At 59.6% G+C, this 470-nt stretch carries 1 protein-coding gene; it reads left to right on the top strand.

Annotated features, from left to right (window positions below; translation table 11 throughout):
• Positions 1–470, top strand: a 470-nt coding sequence (locus PL640_RS25515) for a diguanylate cyclase domain-containing protein (protein ID WP_271363872.1), incomplete at both ends; no start/stop codon positions are given.

The raw sequence follows: 470 nt of genomic DNA, 5'->3' as shown, positions 1-470 counted from the left end.
CCCTTGCAGTCAATCGCATTGCCCGGCCCCTCAACCGCTTCTGCCAATATGGCGCGGTGACATTTCTCATCCTCGCCATTGCGTCGATGCACTATACCGGCATGGCTTCCATGTCCTTCGCTTTCGATCCGCGCATCGTCATTCCGGAAAATCTGCTGCCGCCGGCCATCATGGGCGGGGGCGCAATCGCCGTGACGCTGCTGCTTCTGGCGCTCGGACTTTCCACCTATGTCATCGATGCCCAGTCCACCCAGCAGGCGGTCGCGCGCTATCGTCATCTTTCGTTGCACGATCCGCTAACGGGCATTCCCAACCGGGCGGCCTTTATCGAACATCTCAATCGCCGCACACTCCATATTTCGTTAGGCGCGCATACCGCGCTTCTGTCGATCGATCTCGATCGTTTCAAGGAAATCAACGACGTGCATGGCCATGCGGCGGGTGACGCTGTGCTGCGCGCCATCGCAGAC

It is taken from the genome of Agrobacterium sp. ST15.16.024 (assembly GCF_027956545.1).
Taxonomy (GTDB): domain Bacteria; phylum Pseudomonadota; class Alphaproteobacteria; order Rhizobiales; family Rhizobiaceae; genus Agrobacterium; species Agrobacterium cucumeris.
Note: the sequence above shows the minus strand (reverse complement) of the source record. Positions and strands in the feature narration are given on the sequence as shown.